Origin of the sequence: Rhodococcus sp. GXMU-t2271 (assembly GCF_041414735.1) — a bacterium.
In the GTDB taxonomy this organism is placed as follows: domain Bacteria; phylum Actinomycetota; class Actinomycetes; order Mycobacteriales; family Mycobacteriaceae; genus Rhodococcus; species Rhodococcus indonesiensis.
The window spans coordinates 58,879-79,102 of record NZ_JAUIZP010000063.1; the positions used below are offsets into that span (position 1 = coordinate 58,879).

The window sequence follows — 20,224 nt, forward strand, 5'->3', positions numbered from 1 at the left end:
TCATCGGCTAACGTTCACGCCGTGGCGGCGAAACCGAAATCCCTGGCCCAGCGGCTCTCGAAGCGCGGACCGCACACGGTATTGCGCGGCAACCTCGCTCTCGCAGGTCAGCCGGGCACCGTCTACACCCCCGCCGAGGGATTCGGCCTACCCGCCGTCGCGTTCGGCCACGGCTGGATGACCGGCCTCGACAAGTACTCGAAGCTGTTCGAGCACCTGGCCTCGTGGGGCATCGTGGTCGCTGCTCCGAGTACCGAACGCGGACCGATCCCGTCGCACCTCGGGCTCGCCGCCGATCTCGGCACCACCCTCGACATCTGCGTGGGTGTGCGCCTGGGGACCGGCCGGATCAGTGTCCACCCCGATCGGCTCGGCCTCGTCGGCCACGGCATGGGGGCGGGAGCTGCGGTGCTTGCCGCGTCCCGACGCGAGGTGGCGGCCGTCGCGGCGCTCTACCCGGCTCCGACGTCACCCCCGGCCTCGGCCCTGGCCGCCCGGGTGCACGCTCCCGGTCTCGTGCTCGCCGCGGAGAAGGACCTCGGCTCGATGGGCAGCGACGCCGTCGCTGTCGCCCAGGCCTGGGGCGGCGAGGTGCTGATGCGGGCCGTGCACAAGGCCACCGACGACGGCATGATCGAGGGCCGGCGCCTGCTCGCGTTCCTCGGCGTCGGGGGCGCACAGCGGAACACCCAGAAGGTCACCCGCGCGCTCCTCACCGGATACCTGCTGTACCGGCTCGCCGGTGACAAGACCTACGCGCCGTTCGCCGATCCCGAGGCGGAGCTTCCCGGCTCCGAGGTGCTCACCGAGCCCGACGCGATCGACCGCGAACTCGGCACTCAGATCAACCAGCTTCTCGGACGGTAGAACTGCTCCTCGCCGGACGGCTCCGGCGCCCGCATCGTCCCGGTCCCGGGCTCGAGCGGGTCCCGCACGCGTCGTAGAACCTCGAGGTGGCAGGCGACCGCCTCCCGGTGCTCGGCGACGATGCGCTCGAACCGTCCGGTCACAGCGGTCCTGCCTCGGCCAGGACCACCCCGTCGCCGGTCTCCTGCTCGGGACCCGGGCCGGCGCGCTCGTCCGCGGCCGGCCCGGTCCGGCGGGCGGTGTCCGCCCGGGGCCCCGGTCTCCCGGCCGGCGCAGGGGGCACTCCGCCACCCGGCGCATCCGCCCGCGGGGGCTCGGGCGGCGGCGGTGCCGCCGACGTGCCGGGTCCCGAATCGCCCTGTCCCGCAGTGCCCTGTCCCGCAGTGCCCTGTCCCGCAGTGCCCTGTCCCGGGACGATGTGTCCCGGATCGTCGACGGGCAGGGGCGGGGCCGGTTCCGTGGCTGTAGTTCCGGGTACGGATGCCTGCGGATCGGAAGCGTGCGGCGGCTGTGCGGGATCCGGCGGGACGGCCGCCTCGACGGCCTCGGACACCTCCCCCACCACCGTCGCGGCCAGGCCGAGGACCGCGCCGGTGAGGTCGCCCACAGCGGTCACGAGCCGTAGTCCCGCCGCGACCAGGTCCGTGGCTGCGCCTCGTGGCGAGCACAGGTCGGTTTCCGCACCCACCTCCCGCACAGCCGGATCCGGTGGCGTGAGTGCCGTGGCGAGTTCGGCGAACACCGCCCGCACCGCACGGTCGGTGTCGTCGCACAGTGCGAGGAAGGACTCGACACTCGTCTCCACGCCGGGTCGGTACACCTCGTCACGCCATCGTGCGCACCAGTGCACGACTGCGGCGCGGTCGGGATCCTGGCCCAGGGCCGGATCCCACGCGGCGAGCTGGGTTGCCGTCGGACCGTCCCGGTCCGCGGCCCCGGCCAGGATGACGTCGATCTCCTCGACGGTGCGCCCGCCGACGGTCGTGTCCGCGAATTCTGCGGCCGCCCGGGCCTTCTCCTCGACGACGGCGAACACCGCGGCGGCAGCGTCGGTCAGCGCACGGTGAGCAGCGCCCAGCCGTGCCTGCAGGTCCTCCCCCACCGTCACATGGCGGAGGAGCGCTTCGACCGCACCCGCCGCTCCCCCTCCGGTCCACGCCGTCTCCAGCGCATCGACACAGGAACGCTGCCGCGCGACCTCGGCATCCAGGCCGGTCTCGAGCCGTGCGAAGACGTCGGCGTCCACGAGCAGGACGGCCGGGTCCGTGCCGCGCTGCTCGTCGTAGCGTTCCTCCAGGTGCGAGTAGGGCGGCACATCGGAGGCGTACCGCTCGACGCGCGGAAGATGCTCGGCAAAGAAGCGCAACCCGACCCGTCCCCCGTCGAGCACCGGGTCGAGCCGGCGCTCGCCCCCGATCACCGGGATGCCGTCGGCGGCATGTCGACGCCCCGCAGCACGGAATCGGTCTCCTGATCCAGCCACGCGTACTCCCCGGTCGCGCGCCGCAGCGCCGACGCACGCGCGGCCGTCGCCGCCGACCACTCCACCACCGCGCGATGGAGTCCGTCGTAGCACGCCTGCACCGCTTCGGCTTCGGACCGGTAGCGGTCGCCGACCGCGTCCGCACCGAAGCCGGCAGCGCGGAACGCGTGCGCACGACGTTCCACGTCGCCGGCCGAGTCCGCCAGTCCGTCGGCGACCGAACGGATCACCGCGCCGTCGAGTCCCATTCCGTCACGCACCGCGCCCCCTCCCTCGTCCCCCGAGGGATTGGACGCAGCGGGCCGCGGATCGGTTCCCCGTCGGTAGAAGCGCCTCAGACGGCGGCGACCGCTCCCGCGAGGCGATCGGCGAGCGCGCGGGCCAGTGCGTCGTCGGCGGCCTCCACCATGACCCGCACCAGCTGTTCGGTGCCGGACGGCCGCAGCAGCACCCGCCCGGACTCACCCAGTTCCCGTTCCGCGGCGGCCACCGCGTCGGCGACGGCGGGCGCCTCGGCAACCGCGGTCTTGTCGGACACGGGCACGTTCACCAGCACCTGCGGCAGCGTGCGCATGACCGCGGCCAGGTCCGCGAGGGACGACCCCGTCGCCACCATCCGCTCCATGAGTCGCAGACCGGTCAGCACCCCGTCACCCGTGGTGCCCAGAGCCGGCAGCACGATGTGACCGGACTGTTCACCGCCGAGGCTGAAGGAACCGCGCCGCAGTTCTTCGAGCACGTAGCGGTCGCCGACCCCGGCGGTGACGACGGTGATCCCGGCTTCGCGCATCGCCAGGTGCAGGCCCAGATTGCTCATCACGGTGGCGACGAGCGTGTCGTCGTGCAGTTCGCCGGCCTCCCGCATCCCGAGGGCGAGGATCGCCATGATCGCGTCGCCGTCGACGACGGCGCCGGTCGCATCGACCGCGAGGCACCGGTCGGCATCGCCGTCGTGAGCGAGACCGATGTCGGCGCCGTGCTCGACGACGGCGGCCCGCAGACCGTCCAGGTGGGTCGAACCGCACCCGTCGTTGATGTCGAGCCCGTCCGGTTCCGCGTGCAGCGCGACGACGGTGGCCCCGGCCGCGGCGTACGCGGCCGGCCCGACGTGCGACGCCGCGCCGTTGGCGCAGTCCACCACCACCGTCAGTCCGGTCAGCGGAGTACGCACCGCCGATGCGAGGTGCGCGAGGTAGCGGTCGGCCGCGTCGGCGGCGGTGCGCACCCGGCCGACGCCCGCACCGGTAGGACGTGCGACGACGCCCTCACCGTGCAACATCGCCTCGATGCGGTCCTCGACGGTGTCGTCGAGCTTGTGGCCACCGGCCGCGAAAATCTTGATGCCGTTGTCCGGCATGGGGTTGTGCGACGCGGAGATCATCACGCCGAGGTCGGCGTCGTAGGCGCCGGTCAGGAACGCGACCGCCGGAGTGGGCAGCACCCCGACCGACAACACGTCGACGCCGGCCGCTGCGAGACCCGCGGTCACCGCGGCTTCGAGCATCTCCCCGCTCGCACGGGGGTCGCGGCCCACCACCGCGACGGGGCGCCGCCCCTCGGCACCGTTCGCCAGCACGGTCGCGGCCGCACCGGCGAGTCGCATCGCCAGTTCGACCGTGAGCTCGGCGTTCGCCAAGCCTCGCACGCCATCGGTACCGAACATCCGACCCATCGAGCAAAGTCCTCCACGTCGAGAAATGCGGCCTGCGCCGCCTGCTGTCGCAAAAAGTACGTCAATGCACGAGAGCAGGCGTCCGGTAGCGAATTCTCTACCGGCGCCTGCTCTCGTGGTCGAACAGGTGCCGAGGCTGACGAGGTCAGCGTCGGCGGCACATCAGCGCTTGGAGTACTGCGGTGCCTTACGGGCCTTCTTCAGGCCGTACTTCTTGCGCTCGGTGGCACGCGGGTCACGCGTGAGGAAGCCGGCGCGCTTGAGCGCGGGACGGTCCTCGGCGGTGACCTCGATCAGCGCGCGGGCGATCGCCAGGCGCAGGGCGCCTGCCTGACCCGACGGGCCGCCGCCGTGCAGGCGGGCGTGCACGTCGAACTGCTCGGTGCGCTCGACCGTGACCAGCGGCGACTTGACGAGCTGCTGGTGCACCTTGTTCGGGAAGTAGTCCTCGATGGTGCGGCCGTTGAGCACGAACTTGCCGGTGCCGGGCACGAGGCGGACGCGGACGACGGCCTCCTTGCGGCGGCCGACGGTCTGCACCGGGCGGTCGAACACGATCGGCGCAGGAGCGACAGCGGCCTCCTCGGCCACGTACTCGTCCGCGGCGACCTCGACGTTCTCCGTGTCGGTGTACTCGTCGCTGTAGTTCTCGTTCACGTTCTCGGTCACTGCGCCACCTGCTTGATTTCGAACGGCACCGGCTGCTGCGCGGTGTGCGGGTGGTTCGGGCCCGCGTAGACCTTCAGCTTCTTCGCGATCGCGCGACCGAGCTTGTTCTTCGGGAGCATGCCGGTGACGGCCTTCTCCACCAGACGGTCCGGGTTCTTCTCCAGAACCTCACCGACGGTGCGGGAGCGGAGGCCGCCCGGGTAGCCGGAGTGGTTGTACAGGAGCTTGTCCTGCTTCTTGTTGCCGGAGACGGCAACCTTGTCCGCGTTGATGATGACGACGAAGTCGCCACCGTCCACGTGGGGGGCAAAAGTGGGCTTGTGCTTGCCGCGGAGCAGGTTCGCCGCCTGCACCGCGAGGCGGCCGAGCACCACGTCGGTGGCGTCGATGACGTGCCACTGGCGGGTCACGTCGCCGGCCTTCGGTGTGTACGTAGACACAGATCTTCCTCGTCTATCGTTTCGCTGCTGGCCCGCGCGCCGTCGATGATCACCCTCGGCGGCCAGTTGGGACCCGAGAAGCGACGTTCGCCGCGCACGAAGCAACGACGACGTACGACACGCCAACGGGACACGATACCGGGGACGCGTCCGCCCGGTCAAAACAGCACTCGGCCCGGTCGAAACAGCACGACGTCCCGGCGGCCTCTCCACCACCGGGACGTCGCTCGTCACTCGTGTCGTCTCAGGCCTGCCACCTCCGTGCCAACTCGGATTCGACGCTGCGCATCTCGTCGTTGCCTCGCGCCACGGCGACGGCGATCTGGTCGAGCAGCAGGTTCAGGTCGGCGGACGCCCGATCCCACTTCTGCTGCGTGACGTGGTACTCGGACCGGGCCTGACCGTCCCAGGTCTGCACCAGCGGTTCGACCTGGGACCTGATCCGGTCGAGCGTGTCGTTCATGCCGCGCTGCAGCCCGACGACGCGTGCATGCAGGTCGTCGATGCCACCGAAGTCCTGCCGGATCACATCGGGTCCACTCATTCGTTCTCCTCGGGTCGGGTCGTGCGGACTGAATCGGGCCCGGTCGGTACCGGACCGGTCGAGGTCAGTAGGTGCCGTGGAGGCTGTCGCCGAGGACGTTCAACGACTGCGCCTGAGCCTCGACGGTGCCCTCGTACGCCCGGCCGTTGGTGCGGATGCCGGTGACGATCGCGGCCAGTGCCTCGTTGAGCTGAAGGGCACTGCGGTCCCATCGCGACATCACGTCGGTGAACGCCATTCCCGACCGGCCCTGCCATACGTCCGGCGACGACGAGACAGTGGTACGCAGCGCCCCGAGCAACTGTTCGAGTTCTCCGTGGGAGTCCTCGATCTGCCGCGCCGCCGTCTCCATGGTCGCGACGTCGGTCGCCACCCGATTCGAACTGCCCTGCCCTGGTTGCGTCACGCCTGTCTCCTCTGCCGTCCCGCGTTCCGTGTCCCTCCGGACCCCCGTGGCCGAAGCGGTTCGCGCCTACACCGATTGGACGCAGCGCCGCCCAGTCAGGTTCCCTCCTCGGCGAACGAGGTGATCCGCTACGCGACCGTCACCGTGTGAACGGCCTGCTCGCATTCGTTCTTGATGCCTGCCCATTCCCCGTCGAGGAACTGACATCCGACCGCGACCTGGATGCCGGACTCGACGACGACGAACCAGCGCACGAGCGAGAACTCGTCCGGTGCCTCCACATAGGCGATCACCGGACGGTCCGCGAAGGTGGTGTCGGTGTCGAGATCGCGGATCACCCCGCCCCGTTCGGCAGCGCGACGGGCCAGCACCTCCCCCAGGCCGGACAAGTCCAGAGGTCGGCGAAGAATACTGTGCACCAACACTATTCGTCGATCATTCCCGCCCACTGGGACGAGTTCGGCACGGCCGGCACCGGCTGGGTCGCGCACCTTCCACCCCTCCGGCAACTCCAGCCGGACGGGCCCGAGCACATGCTGCACCGAAGGAGCTCGCGGCGTAGGCGATCTCGTCCCCGGGGTCGCGCCGGCCGTGTCGCCGAGGGCGGGATCGTCCACGACCTCCCCGTGCAGGTCCGCACGGTGTCCGGCAGTCCACACCAGGCCGACAGCGGTCACGGCCGCAACGACTGCGACGACTGCAATGCCCCGGCGCATCCGGCGGACGGGCCGGGACGCCGGCTCGGTGCGCAGCCAGCGCGGTGCCGCCCCCGCGTCCCCCGACGGGACGGGAACGGGGTCCGGCACCGCGGCCAGCATCTCGGACGCTGCGACCGGTATCACCCGGATGCCACGGCCGAGCCGCTCGGCGATGCGCTCGCACAGCGGCATTCCGGGTGGCTCGCCCGGACTGCCCGTCACGAGGACGACATCCGGATCGACGGAACCGCACACGTCTCCTATCAGCTCGTCCAGCCGGCGGGCCCCGGTCGGAGAGTCCAGCAGTACCTCGTCGAGGTCGGGATCCCGGGCGAGCCGGTCGACCTCGCCGTCGGGCGCGGTCAGGGCCGTCGCCGTCACACCGGCCCCGTCGACCTCCACGACCGCGTACCGCTCGCCGTCGCCCAGCGGCGCGGTGCGGCGCGCGGCGACCGCGGTGGTCACGAGGACGGCGTGCCGCGCGACCTGCCGTGCGGCCGTGTGCAGCTGCGCACGACGACCTTCTCCCCACTCGGTGGGATGCACCACCGTCACGGTGTCGAGATCGTCCGGTGCCCCTGCCGTCGCCGCGGCGTACCCGAGCAGGGCAGCCGGGTGCGCACCGTCGCCCGAACCGGTCCGGGGAACAGCGGCGGGAATCGTCACGGTCCGATCCGCCCACCGTGCGTGGATCCGCCCCGGGACGACCTGCACATGCAGCATGCGGACGTCGCTCATTGCGGGGGCAGCCAGGCCGTCTGCACGAGCGCCTCCCCGTCGCGCTGCACGAGGATGCCCCGCCCGGGCGGCATCGGGCGCGGACGCGCGGTGCCCACGAGTGCACCCTCCTCGCGGTTGCCGCTCATCACGAGACCGGCCGCCGACAATTCCCGCAGCCGCGCGATGACCGGTTCGAAGAGTGCGCGCCCGGCTCCTCCGGAGCGGCGCGCCAGGACCAGGTGCAGCCCGACGTCCTTGGCCTGGGGCAGGTAGTCGAGCAGGGGCGTCAGCGGCGACTGGCTCGCAGCGGAGACGAGGTCGTAGTCGTCGACGACGACGAAGACCTCGGGTCCCGACCACCAGGAGCGTTCCCGCAGTTGCTGCTGAGTGACGTCGGGACCGGGCATGCGCCGCTCGAACACCGCCGCCAGGTCGCGGGACATCGCGGACAACGTGACGGCGGACGGCGCGTATCCGCCGAGGTGGTCCCCCTCCACGACGCCGAGCAGGGTGCGCCGGTAGTCCCCGACGATGATGCGGGCCTGCGCCCCGGTGCGGGACTCCATGAGGCTGCGGCAGATGCCGCGCAGCACAGTCGTCTTCCCGCAACCCGAGTCACCGAAGACGAGCAGATGAGACTGTTCGGCGAAGTCGATCCCCACCGGGGCCAGTTCGGCTTCGTCGATGCCGAGCGGCACGAACAACCGCCGTTGCCCGGACGTGCCGCCGGCCGACCGGTCGCCGAGGGCCGCCAGGACGTCGGCGCGATCGACGAGGTCGGGAAGCATCCGGACGGCAGGGGCGGGGCGGCCAGGTGCAGCCGCGGCGACGGCGGCGACGGCGTCCGCCAGTCCCGACGTGAGATCGACGGTTTCGGAGCTGCCGTCCACCCGCGGCAGCGCGGACAGTACGTGCAGCCCGTCACGGTCGATGCCCCGGCCCGGTCGGCCGTCGGGCACCGCCGCCGCCTTCTTGCGGCCGTACTCGGAATCGGCGGGATCGCCGAGGCGCAGTTCGAGGCGGGTTCCGAGATGGTCCCGCATCGCCGGTCGTACGTCGCCCCAGCGCGGCGCGGTGAGCACCACATGGATCCCGAAGGACAGCCCCTGGGCGGCCAGCACCGCGACCTGCGGTTCCAGCACCTCGAAGTCCTGCCGGATGCTGGGCCAGCCGTCGATCACGAGGAACACGTCGCCGAAGGCGTCCACGTCCGCGGCCGGCCCGCTGCCGGCCCGGCGACGACGCAGCTCGGCCATCGACTCGAGGCCGAGTTCGGCGAAGCGACCCTCCCGGCGCCGCAGCAGGGCGGACAGTTCGGCGATCGTCCGGCGGACCCGGTCGGCGTCCAGCCGGTTGGCGACCGAGCCGACGTGCGGGAGGCCGGCGAGTCCGGCGAGCGCTCCACCGCCGAAGTCCAGACAGTAGAACTGCACCTGTTCGGGCGTGTGCGTCATCGCCAACGACAGCACGAGGCTTCGGAGCATCGTCGACTTGCCGGCGCGCGGTCCTCCGACGACGACCACGTTGCCTGCCGAGCCCGCAAGGTCCACCACCAGCGGATCCCGCCGTTGCTCGAAAGGGCGGTCCACGATGCCGATCGGCGTGCGCAGGGTGCTCCGCGCCGGCACGTCACCGGTCAGCAGCGAGCGCGGGAGGAGCCTGTCCAGGCTCGGTGCCGCGTCGAGAGGCGGCAACCAGACCTCGTGCGCGGGAGTTCCGTGGCCGCGCACCCGCGCGACGAGGACATCGAGCACGGAACGGCTTTCCTCGGCGGGGACGGGGTCGTCGCCGGGTTCGGCCGGCTCGGGAACGGATTCGGGCTGTGCCAGGGGCACTTCGGCGGTGGTGAACAGCCGCGGCCGGGCGGCTGCAGTGCCGTGCCGGGTCACCGACCGGTCCGAGCGACGGTGCTCGTAGGGCCCCGACACGTAGGCGGCAGCGAACCGCACGATCTCCGCCGAGTCGCACTTGAGATATCCGGCTCCCGGCGACGGCGGCAGGTGGTAGGCGTCGGGAACGCCGAGAACGCTTCGGGATTCGTTGGCCGAGAAGGTCTTCAGGCCGATACGGTACGACAGATGACTGTCGAGTCCGCGTAACCGGCCCTCGTCGATCCGCTGGCTGGCGAGCAGCAGATGCATGTGCAGCGACCGCCCCAGCCGGCCGATCGCGGCGAACAGGTCCGCGAAGTCCGGCTGTTGCGTGAGCAACTCCGAGAACTCGTCCACGACGACGACCAGCGCCGGCAACGGTGCCAGCGCTGCACCGCCGGCGCGGGCTCGTTCGTAGTCGCCCACGTTCGCGAAGTTGCCTGCCCCGCGCAGAAGTTCCTGCCTGCGGTTCATCTCGCCCTCGAGGGCATCCTTCATCCGATCGACCATGGCCAGTTCGTCGGCGAGGTTGGTGATCACCGCCGCGACGTGCGGCGCCGACTCCAGTCCGAGGAACGTTGCGCCGCCCTTGAAGTCGACGAGAACGAGGTTCAGCGAGTCGGGGGCGTGCGATGCGATCAGACCCAGTACCAGGGTCCGCAAGAGCTCCGATTTTCCCGAGCCGGTGGCTCCGATGCACAGTCCGTGCGGGCCCATGCCACCCTCGGCGGCCTCCTTCAGGTCCAGTTCGACCGGTGTGCCGTCGGTTCCGATTCCGATGGGGATCCGCAACCGGTTGCGTCCCCGCCGCGGCGACCATGCCCGGCCGGGGTCGAACTGTGCGACGTCGCCGAGCCCGAGCAGATCCTCCCACCGGTCCGGTCGACTCTCACCGGGACCGGACTCGGCGGCCCGGTGGGTGGCTCGGTACGGCGCCAGTCGCCGCGCCGCCGTCTGTGCCTGCGCCACGCTCGCTCCGTCCGGAACCGCGAAGGTCTCCACCCGCTCGCCGGCCCGCGCACCCAGTCGTCCCGTACCGACGACGAGTTCGAGTCCGCGAGAGGCCGCGGCGGGCATCGACGCGCACAGGTCCAGGATCGTGACGGAGTCGAGTCCGTCGTCGAGGATCCCCGAGCCCGAGCCGGGTACGCCCCCGTCGATCACGATCACCAGTTGGGGCACACCGTCGACCGGGGCCGCATTGCGGACGAATCGTCCGCGCCCCGTCAGCCGGTCGGCGAACGCGGCCTCGAGGTCGCGGACGGACCCGAACACGGCGCGGGCGCTGCCCGCCCCGTCGACGAGTTCGTGGTTCTGGACGTGCGGCAGCCACTTGACCCAGTCCCACTCGTCGGCCGTGTCCGGCCCGCATACCACGGCGATTCGCAGCACCTCCGTGCTGTGGAAGGTGCACAGTTGCAGGAGCATCGCGCGCACCAGATCGCGTGCCGCTCGGCGGTCGCCGCCGAACGACACCGCCGGGAACCCGCGCAGCGACACCGCTGTCGGCAGTGCCGGCACCACCGAGTGCGCGCGCACGAACCGCCGCAGCGACACGGCCGCCACCGGTTCGAGGTCCTCGACGGGACCGGTGTCGGGGGCGATCAGCCGGGTCGCGAGACGTTGGCCGCTGAGACCGACCCGGACGTGGCAGAAGTCGACGTCGGTTCCGCTGCGTTCCCACATGCGTACCGTCCCCGCGAGCGTCCACAGCACGGCCGGGGCCGGATGCGTCCATTCGAGGGCCCGCCGCTGCCGGTCCGCGGTGTCGTGGACCTCCCGCCGGAGGCCGTCGAGATACCGCAGGTAGTCCTTTCGATCCTCGTCCGCCTCCGCCGCTTTCGCTCCGCCTCCGCGGCTGCCCGCGAACATGCCGACCATCGAGACGACCATCATGAGCGGGAAGACGAGCGACATCGGACTTCGCGCCGCCCCGGAACCGAACATCAGCGCCACCATGCCGATCATCGCCGCGACCATCACGACCGGCAGCAGCTTCGCCAGGAGATTGCCCGGCGTCGACCGCGGAATCTCCGGCGGGGCCTGCATTCCGACCTCGCCCACCGGTACGCGCGGCACCTCACGCCGCGGCCTGCGCACGAACCGCTCTGTGCTCACCAACCCACCCCCACCGGCCCACCACGGCAGCCGTCCTCGCGACGGCCGTCCCCCCACGGTCGACGAAGGGTAACGCACACCTGAGAGATCGGCATGCACGCGGACGCGACGGCGTCTGCGCGAGGTGATGTCGTATCGTCTCCGCGAGATCCGGGCGGGTGCGCCCGCCCGGACCGAAGCACGGTCGGGGGACGACGGGGGGAATGGACGATGACGGCTGCGCATACCGAACCGGGGCGGATCGGCGCACCGGAACTCTGCCGGGTGACCGTGCTGGCACGGCACACCCAGGTCGACCTCGCCCTGCCCGGCGACGTCCCCGTCGCCCTGATCGTGCCCGGCGTCGTCGACCTCATCGCAAACCACCGCGCCCTCAACGACTTCGATTCCTCCGTCGAGCGGGTGGAGCCCGAAGCGTGGGCGCTTGCCCGTCTCGGTTCGTCGCGGCTCGCGGCGGCACTGAGCCTGCACGAGCAGGGTGTCCGGGACGGTGAACTGCTGGTACTCGAGGACGCGTCGGCACCGGCGCCACCCCCGCTGTTCGACGACGTGACCCACAGCGTCGCGACCGCCGACGGGGCCGGGACGGGCCGCTGGTCGCCGACTTCGGCGGCGACGGTCGCGGCGGCGGTCACCCTCGCCGCGACGGTGACCGGTGCGGGGGCTCTGCTGCGCCTTTCCGCGCCGGAAGGACGGCTCGCCGCCGGGGCCGGTTGCGCCGCGCTCACCGTCCTGCTCCTGCTCGCCGGGATCCTGCTCCGGCGGGCCCGCGACGACCGTCGCCCCGTGGTGCTGCTGTGCGTCTGTGCGGTGCCGGCCGCCTTCGTCACCGGAATCCTCGTGGTGCCGGGGGCCTTCGGACCGGCGCACTCGATGCTCGGTGCGGTCCTGTCGGGGGCCGCGGCAACCCTGGTCCTGGTCTGGACCGACGTCGGACGGGCGCCCTTCACCGCGGTTGCCGCCGTCGCTGCGGTTGCGGCGGCTGCCTTCCTCGTCGCCACATGGGGAATCCCCGCGTCCACGGTCGGCGCCGGAGTCGTCGTCACGGCGTTGCTGACTGTGACGTTCGCGCCCCGACTCGCCATGAAGTTCGCCGACCTGCCGCTGCCCCCGGTGCCCGGGCTCGGCACGGACGCATCCCGGACCGAGGACGGAGAGGACGCCCCGGCCGGCGGGGACCGGTCCCTGCCCGATCGGAGCGAACTCGCGGAAGCCGCCGCGCGGGCACGCGACCACCTCACCGGTCTCGCCGGTGCGGGAACCGTTCTGACCGTCGCGGGCGCGTGGTGCGTGGCGGCCCCGCTGTCCGGTGCCGACCCCGTCGGCCCGGGCACCGCCCTGGCCGTCGCCGCTGCGGCGGTGATCATGCTGCGCGGCCGCACGTACACCGACGCGCGCCAGGCGACGCTGCTGGTGGCAGGCGGCGCCTCCGTGCCGGTGGTCCTGCTCGCCGCCGCAGCGATCAGCGGATCTGTGCCTCCCGTCGCTGTCTTCGCCCTCGCATCCGGCGTCGCGGCCGCAGCGCTGGTGCTCGGCATGGCCGCTCCGCGCCGCTCGTTCACCCCGGTGCAGCGCCGCGCCGCCGAGCTCGTCGAGTACGCGACGATCGCGTCGGTCCTGCCACTGGCCTGCTGGGTCACGGGCCTCTACGCCGCCGTCCGCGGGATCTGACGTGGCCCGCGGGGCACGCCTCTTCCTCGTCGCCCTGGTGCTGACGACCTCGTCCTTCGGCACGGTCCCGTTCGCCGGGGCGGAACCTCCGCCCGTCGATGCCGGGAGCCTGCCTCCTCCCGCAGAGCCCGGACCCGTCGACGACACCGCGCAACGTTCGCCGTGCACCACCGTCGACATCGTCGACGACACCGCCACGATCCCGGAACCGCAGCGCCTCCTCGATTTTCCGGCCGTGTGGCCGTTGACGCGCGGCGCGGGCCAGCTCGTGGCGGTGATCGACACCGGAGTGGGCCGGAACGCCAGGCTGCCCGGGCTGGTCCCCGGTGGGGACTACGTGTCCTCGGGCGACGGGACGCAGGACTGCGACGCCCACGGAACGCTGGTGGCGGGACTCGTTGCGGCCCGGCCGGTCGCCGGGTCGGGGTTCGCCGGCGGCGCCCCGGACGCGCGGATCCTCGCCGTGCGCCAGTCCAGCCGCCACTTCTCGGCGCACCGGCCGGATGCCGGCGACCAGGATGCGCGCACGTCGCCCGGCTACGGCAACGTGCGCACGATGGCGATGGCGGTGCGCCATGCGGCGGACCGCGGTGCCACCGTCATCAACATCTCCGAGGTCGCCTGCGCGCCGGCCGCAGAGGGCATCGACGACCCCGAACTCGGGGCGGCGGTGCGGTACGCGACGGAGGTGAAGGACGTCGTCGTCGTCGCTGCCGCCGGGAATGTGGAGGATCGCTGCCGAGGGTCGAACCCGCACGGACTCGATCCGCTCCGCCCGGGAGCGGATCCGTGGCGCGCGGTCACGACCGTGGCCTCGCCGGCCTGGTACGACGACTACGTACTCACGGTCGGCTCGGTCGAGCCGGACGGCTCACCGTCGAGCTTCAGTCTGCCGGGACCGTGGGTGGACGTCGCCGCGCCCGGCAGCGGGGTGGTCTCCCTGCATCCCACCGCGGACGCCCTCGTCGACGCCTACCCAGGTGCTCAGGGCCCGATTCCGGTGGCGGGCACGAGTTTCGCGGCGCCGCTCGTGTCCGCCACCGTCGCGCTGGTACGGGCACGATTTCCGCATCTCGATGCCCGCGCCGTCGCGATGCGGATCGAGGCCACGGCGCACGCGCCGGCCGAGGGCTGGAATCCGCGGGTGGGCTTCGGCGTGATCGACCCGTTCGCGGCGGTGACCGCCCCGCCGGCGGAAGCGCGTGCGCCGGTGGCGGCCTCGGTGGCTGTCGCACCTCCGGCGCCGCCGGCTCCGACGGATCAGCGGCCCAGGAATGTCGCGGTCGTCGCGGCGACCGTGGTGCTCGCGATCGTGGGAGCGACAGCGGCGCTGCGACGCCGACGTCAGCTTCCGGCGCCGACCGGCGCCGGGTCCGGATCGGGTGCGACGCCGTCGTGAGCGACGAGCGCCTCCGCCCGCCCGAGCGCCGGACCCGGCGCGAACAGTTCGACGATCTGCCACGGCGCGGGCACCGGTTCGGAGAATCCCAGGGCGGTCGCGGCGTCTGCGTCGACGATGCCGTACCGCACGCCGGTGTCGGCGACGTAGAAGAGGGCGCCGCGCCGCGCGCTGTCCGGCGCGACGGAGGTGGTCTGCACGAACGCGCCCCGGCCGGGCGCGAGGTACGCGCTGTCGGCCTCGGGCCCGCCGCCGTCCGCCTGGGCCAGGGACACCGGCACCGCACCCTCGGGTAGCGGCAGCGCGGAGCCTGCCGACACCTCGACGGCGGACCGCGATCCTCCGTCCGCGCCGGCCTCCGGTGTCCACGTCAGGCATCCGACGGGGCGGTCGCCCGCATCGACGACCGTGGGCACGGTCGTGGGGAAGGTGTCCACGTCGAGACCGCGCACGGCCGGAGCGTCCCGCAGCAGATCCGGTGGGACGGCCGGGATCTCCGCGGCGCCCTGCGAATCGGTGAAGTGGACGATCTGCGCCGTGGCCTCGGAGACCTCCTGCACTCCGTCGCGCAGCACGACGTAGAACTTCTTCCCGTCCGGCACTGCGACGCGGACCACCGACCCGACGGTCAGCGAATCGATCGGATAGCCGGGCTCGCCGCCGGCGCCGGGGATCCGCGGAGCCTCGAGCCGCGGCACCTCCGGGATGGCGGCGAGCAGGGCCGGACCGACGGGACGCGCCATGCCGGCATCGATGCCGAGGACGCGGGTGAGCGCCCGGTCCGAGAGATCGACTTCGGCCCGGGATCCGCGGTACACCAGATGGTGCCTGCCGTCGGCCGCGACGAGCAGGGCTTCGTCGTCGGTGAGCGGTCGCGTGCGGTCACCGTAGGCCGGCTTCCCGGCGGCGACACTCGTGGTGACCGAGCGGCTTCCGTCGGTGGCCACGCTCTCGCACACCGTCCACGACAACGGCTCCGCGACGTGTGCCAGCGCGGACGGCGCACCCGGAATGCCGACGAGGGAACCCCGGGGGCGCGTTTCGAATTCCCCGTCGGCGACGACGGCGGGCGCGTCGGGCCGCCCGAGCACCAGGCGGGCGGAGGCCAGGTTGAGCACCGGATGGAAGGTGCCGTCGATCGCGACCAGCATCGCACCGGATTCGCGACCGACCACGATCGTCGCGTCGCCGATCTTGTCCTGCGGGCGGAACAGGGCGAGTGCGGCGCAACCCGCGAGTCCGACGCAGGCGAGGACGGCACCCACCGCCAGAGCGCGCGACTGCGCCCGCATCGGGTCGTGAATCATCCGCACGTCCCGCCGCACCAGTGCATGTTCCATGCGGCGCACCAGAAATCGGTAGCCGTTGACCTGCCAACGCGTGGTCGGCTGCGCTCCCATCGATCCTCCCCCGTACGACGCCCCCTCCGCCGCAACACAGTACAGTTCCGCCGGGGAACGTCGGGGGAACCGGGCCGTCGCTCGGTGGGAACGGGGGAATCGTCGTGCAGGATGGGATTTTCCGGCGGCCACGGCGCCGCTCCGCGGCCGGGGTGGTGCGTGCGCAGTGTGCGGCGGTGGCCGGGTGGACGACTGCGGTGGCTGCCGGAGCACCGCCTCCCGCTTCGGTGCTCGCGGCGGCACTGGCCGCGGTGGCAGTGGTGGTTCCGGTCCGGGGGCGCGACGCCGTCGACTGGTGGCGGGAATGGTGGCGATTCCGGAACCGTCCGATCCGGGCCGCCCCGGTGATCGTCGACGTCACCGCGGCCGGCGACGGACCCGTCGGGGTGTGCTGGGACGGCTCGGCCGTCGGGGTGTGCTGGGACGGCTCGGCCGTCGTCGCGGTGGTGGAGCTGGTGCCGGCGGGTGGGGACCTCACCCGGCTGACACGCGATCGGGCAGATCCACTGCGCCCGCTTCCGCTGGCGGCGCTCGCCGCGTGCCTCTCGCGGCACGACGTCGAACTCGACGGGATCGACGTCGTCGTGCACGGCAGCCGGGTGTGCGACGAGACCGCGGCCGGCGAGGCGTACGGGCGCCTGGTCGGTCCGCTGCCCGCCGCCGCGACCCGCACGGTGTGGCTCGCGCTGCGGTTCGACGCCCTCGCCTGCCCGGCCGCGGTGGCGCGCCGGGGCGGCGGGTCCGAGGGCGCGGCACGCGCCGTGCGCATCGCGGCGCGCCGGGTCGTGCGCGCGCTGGCAGAACAGCGCCACGCCGCGCGGATCCTCGACGCGGGAGAGATCACCCGGGCGGTGGAGTCCGTCACCGGGTGCGCGGATCCGCTGCTGCTCGAGGAGGATCGCGACGCGGTACGGCTTCCCGACGGTCTCAGTCGCGCCGCCGTCGTCGAACCGGGTCACCTCGACCGGGCGACCTTGACCCGCGTCTGGTCGGAGCCGCTGTCGTCGGCGACGATCACGGTCCGCCTGCGGCCCGGTACCGAGCCCGGCACCGTGCGGATGGGGGCAGTGGTGCGCGGAACGAGCCGCTCCCCCGAGCCGAGCCGCCGGATGCCGGGCACTCGACGGCTGTGGAGTCGCGAACTGGACGGGCTGCTGGCGTCGATCCCGACGGCCGCGGCCGGGCTCGAGGATCTGGTTCCCCTGCGCACCGTGCAGCTCGGCGACGTCGACGCCCTCACCCTGCCGGTGTCGGGATGCGGACAGGTGATCGGGGCGGACGAGTCCGGGGCGGCCGTGTCTGCCCGCGTGACCGGCCCGGGAGTGCGATCCGTGTATGTCGCCGGGGAGCTGTACCTGGCGCAGCAGCTGGTGTTCCGGTCCGTCGCGATCGGCGCCCGGGTGGCGATCCACACCGATCGCGCCTCGGCCTGGCGTCCCCTGCTCGCCGCGGCGGGTCCGGACCGGTTGCGGCTCGGTGACGACCGGGGTGTCGACACGATCGTGTACGACGGCGTGGTCCCGGCGACGGTTCCCGCCGGGACGACCGCGATCCACGTGCATGCGGATCCGGACCGGTGGCCGCGTGAACGCCCGGACGTGTCGATCCTGCAACCCGGCGCGGCCGGGGATCGGGTGGTGCTCACGGCAGGGGGCCGCCGGATGTCGTTGTCGCTGGTGAGTGTGGGCGCGGAAGCCGCGTTCATCGGTCGACCGCGGGCGGGCGGGCGCAGCCGGGTCCCTCAGCCGGGGTAGGGGTCGGCGGCCTGCCCGGCACGCACGGTCCGCGCCCACCACGCGAGCTGGTTCAGCATCCGCTGGGCCGCATCGGCCGCGGCGCCGTCGGTGGTGGTGCCGTCGGCGGCGAAGGCGTGCTTGACGCGGTGGAAACTGACCGATTCGCGTACGGGGACCATGTGCACCTCGACGACGACCTGCCGGAGTTGTTCGACCGCGCGCAGACCGCCGGAGAGCCCACCGTAGGAGACGAATCCGACGGGCTTGGTGCGCCATTCGTGTTTGACGGTGTCGAGGGCGGTCTTCAGGGCGGCCGGATAGCCGTGGTTGTACTCGGAGGTGACGACCGCGAACGCATCGGCCGCACCGACGCGCCGGGTGAACGCCTCGGCCTCGCGGCCGCCGGAAAGATCCTGCGGCAGCGGGGTGTCGGCAAGGTCGAGCACGCCGACGTCGAACTCGGGACGTTGCCGCGCGGCGGCGGCGAACCAGTCGGCGACGACGGGCGCGATCCGCCCGGCCCGCACGCTGGCGACGACGATCTCGAGACGAATCGGGGCTTCGGCATCCATGGGCCGATGGTAGGCGGGTCAGGCGGTGAGGCCGTGGGTGAGCAGGGCGGCGAGTTCGCGGTAGGCCTGCGCGTCCGGCAGGCCGGTGGCCTCGGCGACGTAGCGCTGCTGGATGCGGACCATGACGGCGGCGACGACGTCGGCGACGAACGCGGCGTGCACGTCGCGCAGTTCGCCGGTGGCGACTCCGGCGGCGATGAGGTCGCGGACGCGTTCGGCGGCGAGCCGGGTGTTGCGTTCGTAGACCTCACGGGCGGCGGGGGCGGCAGCCATGTCCTCCATGAACTGCGCGGAGGCGGGTTCGAGTTGCCGGCCGACGGCCTCGAGATAGCCGCGGATGCGGTCGACGGCGCCGCTGCGGCCGTCGAGCTCGGATTCGACACGCTCGGTCGCGCCGCGGAAGAAGTGCACGGTGGCGGCCCGGACGAGGCGATCCTTGCTCTCGGCGAGGGCGTACAGGGTCGACTTGGAACAGCGCAGGCGGGCGGCGATGTCGTCGAGGGTAAAGCGGGCGAAGCCCTCGGCGAGGAACAGCGCGACGAGCTGGTCGAACAGTTGCGCCTGCCGCGCCGTACCGCGCCGGGTTCCCGCTCTTGTCATACTGTGAATAGTACTGCAGTATCGTTCTCAGTACTATTTTCCGAGCGAGGAGTCACCGTGCCCGTCGAGCGCCTGCTGCCCACCCCCGAGGCCTACGACCTCATCGAGCTGACCCGCGACGTCGCGGACAAGGTTCTCGCGCCGCGGGTCGTCGAACACGAGCGCAACGAGACGTTCCCCGAAGGCGTGTTCCCCGCCCTCGGGGCGGCCGGCCTGCTGAGCCTGCCGTACCCGGAGGAGTTCGGTGGCGGGAATCAGCCGTACGAGGTGTACCTGCAGGTGCTCGAGGAACTCGGCGCCCGCTGGGCGGCCGTCGCCGTCGCCGTGAGCGTGCACGGACTGTCGTGCTTCGCGCTGGCCACCCACGGCACCGAGGAGCAGAAGGCCAGGTGGTTGCCGGACATGCTCGGCGGCGAGACGATCGGCGCCTACAGCCTGTCCGAGCCGCAGGCCGGGTCCGATGCCGCGGCCCTGGCCTGCCGCGCGACAGCCGTGGACGGCGGCTACCGGATCTCCGGATCGAAGGCGTGGATCACCAACGGCGGCAAGGCGGACTTCTACACGCTGTTCGCCCGGACCTCCGACGCCGGCTCGAAGGGCATCTCCTGCTTCCTCGTGCCCGCCGGGACCGAAGGTCTCAGCTTCGGCAAGCCCGAGGAGAAGATGGGCCTGCATGCCGTCCCCACCACGACCGCCCACTACGACGACGCGTTCGTACCCGAGGAGCGCCGCATCGGCGCCGAGGGCCAGGGCCTGCCGATCGCGTTCAGCGCGCTCGATTCGGGTCGCCTCGGGATCGCGGCCGTCGCGGTGGGTCTCGCGCAGGCCGCGCTGGACGAGGCGACCGCGTACGCCAAGGAGCGCAAGGCGTTCGGCAAGAAGATCATCGATCATCAGGGCCTCGGATTCGTCCTCGCCGACATGGCCGCGGCGGTGGACTCGGCCCGCGCCACCTACATCGACGCCGCGCGCCGCAAGGATGCCGGTCTGCCCTACTCGCGGCAGGCGTCGGTCGCCAAGCTCGTCGCGACCGACGCGGCAATGAAGGTGACCACCGACGCCGTGCAGGTGCTCGGCGGCTACGGCTACACCCGGGACTTTCCCGTCGAGCGGTTCATGCGGGACGCGAAGATCACGCAGATCTTCGAGGGGACGAACCAGATCCAGCGGTTGGTCATCGCCCGGCACCTGGCCGGCTGACCGGCAGGGGTGTCGGGGCGCGTCGCCGTCCTCCCCGGCGGCGTGCGCGCCCCGACACTGCCCGGATAGCTCGCGCCGCGGAATCTGAAACATCTTCCTGTCAGATTCTGCGAGCCTGCTACCGTGCGCCGGTGAACAGACAGCGCAGGCGGGGCCGC

At 72.3% G+C, this 20,224-nt stretch carries 18 protein-coding genes; 5 read left to right on the forward strand and 13 right to left on the reverse strand.

The annotated features are described in order from the left end of the window. Positions 1 to 21: 21 nt before the first annotated feature. Entirely contained in the window at positions 22 to 867 is an 846-nt protein-coding gene (locus QYS60_RS22665; protein WP_371384336.1) for a dienelactone hydrolase family protein, read from the forward strand. On the opposite strand, the gene QYS60_RS22670 is transcribed toward QYS60_RS22665, so the two are convergent. From QYS60_RS22670 to eccCa, 10 genes are all read right to left on the reverse strand, one after another. Continuing rightward, positions 840 to 1,010 (reverse strand): hypothetical protein, encoded by a 171-nt coding sequence (locus tag QYS60_RS22670; protein ID WP_371384337.1) that lies wholly within the window; start codon positions 1,008 to 1,010, stop codon positions 840 to 842. The two genes, QYS60_RS22665 and QYS60_RS22670, sit on opposite strands and share 28 nt — an antisense overlap. Continuing rightward, the gene (locus tag QYS60_RS22675; protein WP_371384338.1) at positions 1,007 to 2,350 is read right to left on the reverse strand and encodes a hypothetical protein; all 1,344 of its coding nucleotides are present in this window, start codon (positions 2,348 to 2,350) and stop codon (positions 1,007 to 1,009) included. The genes QYS60_RS22670 and QYS60_RS22675 overlap by 4 nt, the downstream gene beginning before the upstream one ends. Next, positions 2,284 to 2,610 (reverse strand): hypothetical protein, encoded by a 327-nt coding sequence (locus tag QYS60_RS22680; protein ID WP_371384339.1) that lies wholly within the window; start codon positions 2,608 to 2,610, stop codon positions 2,284 to 2,286. The genes QYS60_RS22675 and QYS60_RS22680 overlap by 67 nt, the downstream gene beginning before the upstream one ends. Before the next feature lie 74 nt (positions 2,611 to 2,684). After that, complete coding sequence (glmM, locus tag QYS60_RS22685; RefSeq protein WP_003938047.1) at positions 2,685 to 4,022, reverse strand: phosphoglucosamine mutase; 1,338 nt, start codon at positions 4,020 to 4,022, stop codon at positions 2,685 to 2,687. A gap of 162 nt (positions 4,023 to 4,184) precedes the next feature. Beyond that, a complete protein-coding gene (gene rpsI, locus QYS60_RS22690; RefSeq protein WP_003938048.1) occupies positions 4,185 to 4,691 on the reverse strand; it encodes a 30S ribosomal protein S9 in 507 nt (168 codons plus the stop codon). Beyond that, positions 4,688 to 5,131: a 50S ribosomal protein L13 gene (gene rplM / locus QYS60_RS22695; RefSeq protein WP_003938049.1), complete on the reverse strand. Its 444-nt coding sequence runs from the start codon at positions 5,129 to 5,131 to the stop codon at positions 4,688 to 4,690. The genes rpsI and rplM overlap by 4 nt, the downstream gene beginning before the upstream one ends. A gap of 244 nt (positions 5,132 to 5,375) precedes the next feature. Then, positions 5,376 to 5,675, reverse strand: a complete 300-nt coding sequence (locus QYS60_RS22700; protein ID WP_225223062.1) for a WXG100 family type VII secretion target — start codon at positions 5,673 to 5,675, stop codon at positions 5,376 to 5,378. A gap of 64 nt (positions 5,676 to 5,739) precedes the next feature. Beyond that, positions 5,740 to 6,081 carry a WXG100 family type VII secretion target gene (locus QYS60_RS22705; RefSeq protein WP_235157476.1) on the reverse strand — a complete coding sequence of 114 codons (342 nt, stop codon included), beginning with the start codon at positions 6,079 to 6,081 and terminating at the stop codon, positions 5,740 to 5,742. A 128-nt stretch (positions 6,082 to 6,209) separates the two neighbouring features. Continuing rightward, positions 6,210 to 7,445 carry a type VII secretion-associated protein gene (locus QYS60_RS22710; protein ID WP_371384340.1) on the reverse strand — a complete coding sequence of 412 codons (1,236 nt, stop codon included), beginning with the start codon at positions 7,443 to 7,445 and terminating at the stop codon, positions 6,210 to 6,212. Between the two features lie 68 nt (positions 7,446 to 7,513). Next, on the reverse strand, positions 7,514 to 11,488 hold the full coding sequence (gene eccCa / locus QYS60_RS22715) for a type VII secretion protein EccCa (RefSeq protein WP_371384341.1): 3,975 nt from the start codon (positions 11,486 to 11,488) through the stop codon (positions 7,514 to 7,516). A 210-nt stretch (positions 11,489 to 11,698) separates the two neighbouring features. On the opposite strand from eccCa, the gene eccD reads away from it, so the two are divergent. Further along, the gene (gene eccD, locus QYS60_RS22720) at positions 11,699 to 13,159 is read left to right on the forward strand and encodes a type VII secretion integral membrane protein EccD (RefSeq protein ID WP_371384342.1); all 1,461 of its coding nucleotides are present in this window, start codon (positions 11,699 to 11,701) and stop codon (positions 13,157 to 13,159) included. 1 nt (position 13,160) lies between these two features. After that, on the forward strand, positions 13,161 to 14,558 hold the full coding sequence (gene mycP, locus QYS60_RS22725) for a type VII secretion-associated serine protease mycosin (protein ID WP_371384343.1): 1,398 nt from the start codon (positions 13,161 to 13,163) through the stop codon (positions 14,556 to 14,558). Here mycP and eccB read toward each other — a convergent pair. Beyond that, positions 14,504 to 15,958: a type VII secretion protein EccB gene (eccB, locus tag QYS60_RS22730; protein WP_371384344.1), complete on the reverse strand. Its 1,455-nt coding sequence runs from the start codon at positions 15,956 to 15,958 to the stop codon at positions 14,504 to 14,506. The genes mycP and eccB overlap by 55 nt on opposite strands. A gap of 152 nt (positions 15,959 to 16,110) precedes the next feature. Between eccB and eccE the strand changes: the two genes are divergently transcribed. Continuing rightward, positions 16,111 to 17,712 carry a type VII secretion protein EccE gene (gene eccE / locus QYS60_RS22735; protein ID WP_371384346.1) on the forward strand — a complete coding sequence of 534 codons (1,602 nt, stop codon included), beginning with the start codon at positions 16,111 to 16,113 and terminating at the stop codon, positions 17,710 to 17,712. On the opposite strand, the gene QYS60_RS22740 is transcribed toward eccE, so the two are convergent. Then, complete coding sequence (locus QYS60_RS22740; RefSeq protein ID WP_289379185.1) at positions 17,700 to 18,266, reverse strand: NADPH-dependent FMN reductase; 567 nt, start codon at positions 18,264 to 18,266, stop codon at positions 17,700 to 17,702. The two genes, eccE and QYS60_RS22740, sit on opposite strands and share 13 nt — an antisense overlap. Positions 18,267 to 18,284: 18 nt before the next feature. Further along, positions 18,285 to 18,866 carry a TetR/AcrR family transcriptional regulator gene (locus QYS60_RS22745; protein WP_289379186.1) on the reverse strand — a complete coding sequence of 194 codons (582 nt, stop codon included), beginning with the start codon at positions 18,864 to 18,866 and terminating at the stop codon, positions 18,285 to 18,287. 57 nt (positions 18,867 to 18,923) lie between these two features. Here QYS60_RS22745 and QYS60_RS22750 point away from each other — a divergent pair, with 57 nt between their 5' ends. Then, positions 18,924 to 20,066 (forward strand): acyl-CoA dehydrogenase family protein, encoded by a 1,143-nt coding sequence (locus QYS60_RS22750; RefSeq protein ID WP_054371922.1) that lies wholly within the window; start codon positions 18,924 to 18,926, stop codon positions 20,064 to 20,066. The last annotated feature ends 158 nt before the right edge of the window (positions 20,067 to 20,224 follow it).

Bases quoted from the DNA above. Each gene is read 5' to 3' on its own strand.
- QYS60_RS22745 (WP_289379186.1), bottom strand. From the start codon at position 18,866: ATGACAAGAGCGGGAACCCGGCGCGGTACGGCGCGGCAGGCGCAACTG.
- QYS60_RS22700 (WP_225223062.1), bottom strand. From the start codon at position 5,675: ATGAGTGGACCCGATGTGATCCGGCAGGACTTCGGTGGCATCGACGAC.
- eccB (WP_371384344.1), bottom strand. From the start codon at position 15,958: ATGGGAGCGCAGCCGACCACGCGTTGGCAGGTCAACGGCTACCGATTT.
- glmM (WP_003938047.1), bottom strand. From the start codon at position 4,022: ATGGGTCGGATGTTCGGTACCGATGGCGTGCGAGGCTTGGCGAACGCC.
- QYS60_RS22740 (WP_289379185.1), bottom strand. From the start codon at position 18,266: ATGGATGCCGAAGCCCCGATTCGTCTCGAGATCGTCGTCGCCAGCGTG.
- eccD (WP_371384342.1), top strand. From the start codon at position 11,699: ATGACGGCTGCGCATACCGAACCGGGGCGGATCGGCGCACCGGAACTC.